Raw genomic sequence first — 3,538 nt, 5'->3', positions numbered from 1 at the left:
GCCCGGCCCGGTGCGGTGGAGCAGGCGCGCGAGCTGATCGCAGCCAGCGGCGCGCCGGGCGCGGCCGAGGAGCGGATCGCCGCCCGCACCGCGCAGGCCCTGGCCGTCCTGGAACGCTCCGACCTCGACGACACCACCCGCGGCGCACTGGTGGAGCTCGCGACCGCGGCCACCGCACGGGCACAGTGACGCCTACGACGGCGAAGACGCGTACGACGGAAGACCAGCGTACGAGCGGGGAGAGGGGGGTGCCGGATGCGCACGGTGGAGGGCCCGACGGATCATGTCGTCATCGTCGGTGCGGGATTCGCGGGGCTGTCGGCCGCGCTGCGCCTGGCGGGGGCCGGGCGGCGGGTGACGGTGCTGGAGCGCGAGGCGGTGCCCGGCGGGCGGGCGGGACTGCTCACCCTCGGCGGCTACCGCTTCGACACCGGCCCGACCGTGCTGACCATGCCCGAGCTGATCGCCGACGCGTTGGACTGCGTCGGGGAGGATCTCGACCGCTGGCTGACGCTGACCCGGCTCGACCCGATGTACCGGGGGTTCTTCGCCGACGGCTCGTCGCTGGACGTGCGCGCCGACCCGGCTGACACCGCGGCGGAGATCCGGGCACTGTGCGGCCCGGCGGAGGCCGCCGGCTTCGAGCGGTTCGTCACCCTGGTCACGGCGATGTTCCGGGCCCAGGTCCGGCACTTCATCGACGCCCAGGTGGACTCGCCGCTGTCGCTGCTGCGCCCACAGCTCGCCCGGCTCGCGGCGCTGGGTGGCTTCCGCCGGCTCGACGCGGTCGTCGGCCGCCACCTGCGCGACCCGCGGACCCGGCGGATGTTCTCCTTCCAGGCGATGTACGCCGGGCTCGCCCCGCAGGACGCGCTCGCCCTCTACGCCGTCATCTCGTACATGGACTCCGTCGCCGGGGTGTACCACCCGACGGGCGGCATGCACGCCGTCGCCGAGGCGATGACCGGTGCGGCGGTCAAGCACGGCGTGACCGTGCGCTACGAGACGACGGTAAGCCGGGTGGAGGTGCGCGGCGGTCGGGCGGTGGCGGTGCACACCACCGCCGGCGAGCGCATCGGCGCCGACGTGGTGGTCCTCAACCCGGACCTGCCGATCGCCTACGCCGACCTGCTGCCGCCGGCCGCGGCGCCGGCCCGGTTGCGCCGCCTGCGCTACTCGCCGTCGTGCTTCCTGCTGCTGGCCGGCGCGCGGGTGGAGTACCCGCACACCGCGCACCACAGCATCCATTTCGGCCAGGCCTGGCGGCGGACCTTCACCGAGATCATCGACCGCGGTGAGCTGATGAGCGACCCGTCCTTCCTCGTCACCACGCCGTCGCGCAGCGAACCGGCGATGGCGCCGGCCGGCGGGCACGCCTACTACGTGCTGTTCCCGACGCCGAACCTCACCGCGCCGCTGGACTGGTCGGTGCTGCGCTCGCGCTACCGCGACGAGGTCGTCGCCACCTGCGAACGGCGCGGCTACGCCGGGTTCGGCGACGCCATCGAGGTGGAGCAGGTGACCACCCCGGCCGACTGGCGGGCCCGCGGAATGGCGGCGGGCGCGCCGTTCGCCGCCGCCCACACCTTTCGCCAGACCGGCCCGTTCCGCCCGGCGAACATGGCGCCGGGGCTGGCGAACGTGGTGTTCGCCGGCAGCGGCACCCGGCCCGGCGTCGGCGTGCCGATGGTGCTCATCTCGGGACGGCTGGCGGCGGAGCGAATCCTCGGCGCCGAACGCGGTTACCGCTCGCGTGCGCTGCGCTCCGGCGCCCCGGTCTGAACCGAAAGTTCCTGAACAGGGGCTTAGAAGACGCTTGCAACCGAGCCGTGCCGAGTCCGTTGGCGCCCCATTCCGCTCCGGGGCTGGGAGAATACCGGCATGGACGATGGGCATAGCCCGGCCGGCCTCGCCGCCCCGGACACCACCTCGGACGCGGCGCTGCTCGAGCGCGCCCTGTTCGAGATCAAAAAAGTGATCGTCGGGCAGGACCGCATGGTCGAGCGCATGCTTGTCGCGCTGCTCGCCCGTGGGCACTGCCTGCTCGAGGGCGTGCCCGGAGTGGCCAAGACGCTGGCGGTGCAGACCCTGGCCACCGTGGTCGGCGGCTCGTTCGTCCGGATCCAGTTCACCAACGACCTGGTGCCCTCGGACATCGTGGGCGCCCGCATCTACCGGGCCAGCCAGGAGGCGTTCGACGTCGAGCTCGGGCCGGTCTTCGCCAACTTCGTGCTGGCCGACGAGATCAACCGCGCGCCCGCGAAGGTGCAGTCGGCACTGCTGGAGGTCATGTCGGAGAAGCAGGTCTCGCTCGGCGGAGCCACCCACCGGCTACCCCGGCCGTTCCTGGTGCTGGCCACCCAGAACCCGATCGAGTCCGAGGGTGTCTACCCGCTGCCCGAGGCCCAGCGCGACCGGTTCCTCATGAAGGTCAACGTCCCCTATCCCAGCCCCGCCGAGGAGCTGGAGATCGTCCGGCGAATGGGCGTGTCACCGCCGGTCCCCGAGCGCGTCCTCGGCCCGAAGGTGTTGGAGCGGCTGCAGGCGCGGGCCGACAGCGTGTTCGTCCATCACGCCATCATCGAGTTCGCGGTGCGCCTCGTGCTCGCCACCCGGGCGCCGGCCGAGGCCGGGCTGCCGGAACTGGCCGGCCATCTCGCCTACGGCGCCTCGCCGCGGGCCTCCCTCGGCCTGGTCGCCGCCGCCAGGGCGCTCGGCCTGCTGCGCGGGCGCGACTACGTGGTGCCGGACGACGTCGTCGCCGTCGCCCTGGACGTGCTGCCGCACCGGCTGGTGCTGTCCTACGAGGCGCTGGCCGAGGGGCTGACCGCGGACGCGATCGCCGCCCGCATCCTCGAGGTCATCCAGCAGCCGCAGGTGGCGCCGCGCCAGCAGGCCCCCTACGCCACCGGGCCCATCGGGCCGAACACCGGCGGCTGGGGCACCAACCCGCGCTCGGGCTTCCCCGAATACCTCGACCGCGGCCCGCTGTGACGAGGCCCGCTGTGACGAGGCCCGCTGTGACGACGCCGGCCGCGGCCACCCCGGGCAGCGACCCGGCGGTGGAACGGACGCTGCGCCGCCTGGAGCTGACCGTGCTGCGCCGCCTCGACGGGATGCTGCTCGGCGACCACCTGGGGCTGCTGCCCGGCCAGGGCAGCGAGAAGGCGGAGAGCCGCGAGTACACGGTCGGCGACGACGTGCGCCGGATGGACTGGGCCGTCACCGCCCGCACCACCGTCCCCCACGTCCACGACCTCATCGCCGACCGGGAGCTGGAGACCTGGGCCCTGGTCGACCTCAGCGCCAGCAGCGAGTTCGGCAGCGGCGCCTGGGAGAAACGAGACCTCGCGGTCGCCGCCACCGCCGCGGTCGGTTTCCTCACCGCCCGCACCGGCAATCGGATGGGCGCGGTGGCGCTCACCCGGGCCGGGACGAGGCCGATCCCGGCCCGGCCGGGTCGCAACGGTCTGCGGGCACTGCTGCGCGACCTGCTCACGCTGCCCCGCACCGCGCACGACCGACCGCAGCGCAGGCC

General features: G+C 74.0%; 3 protein-coding genes and 1 pseudogene. All 4 read left to right on the top strand.

Annotated features, from left to right (window positions below):
• Nucleotides 1–189, top strand: a pseudogene (locus tag ND748_RS28135) (polyprenyl synthetase family protein); the annotation flags it as partial.
• 66 nt (nucleotides 190–255) lie between these two features.
• A complete protein-coding gene (gene crtI, locus ND748_RS28130) occupies nucleotides 256–1,782 on the top strand; it encodes a phytoene desaturase family protein (protein WP_251749216.1) in 1,527 nt (508 codons plus the stop codon).
• Nucleotides 1,783–1,881: 99 nt separating this feature from the next.
• A complete protein-coding gene (locus tag ND748_RS28125; RefSeq protein WP_251749215.1) occupies nucleotides 1,882–2,994 on the top strand; it encodes a MoxR family ATPase in 1,113 nt (370 codons plus the stop codon).
• Between the two features lie 11 nt (nucleotides 2,995–3,005).
• On the top strand, nucleotides 3,006–3,538 hold a 533-nt coding region (locus ND748_RS28120; RefSeq protein WP_308205751.1), incomplete at its 3' end, for a DUF58 domain-containing protein.

Origin of the sequence: Frankia sp. AiPs1, from assembly GCF_023716945.1 — a bacterium.
In the GTDB taxonomy this organism is placed as follows: Bacteria; Actinomycetota; Actinomycetes; order Frankiales; family Frankiaceae; genus Frankia.
This window is presented reverse-complemented; position numbering and strand designations above follow the sequence as displayed.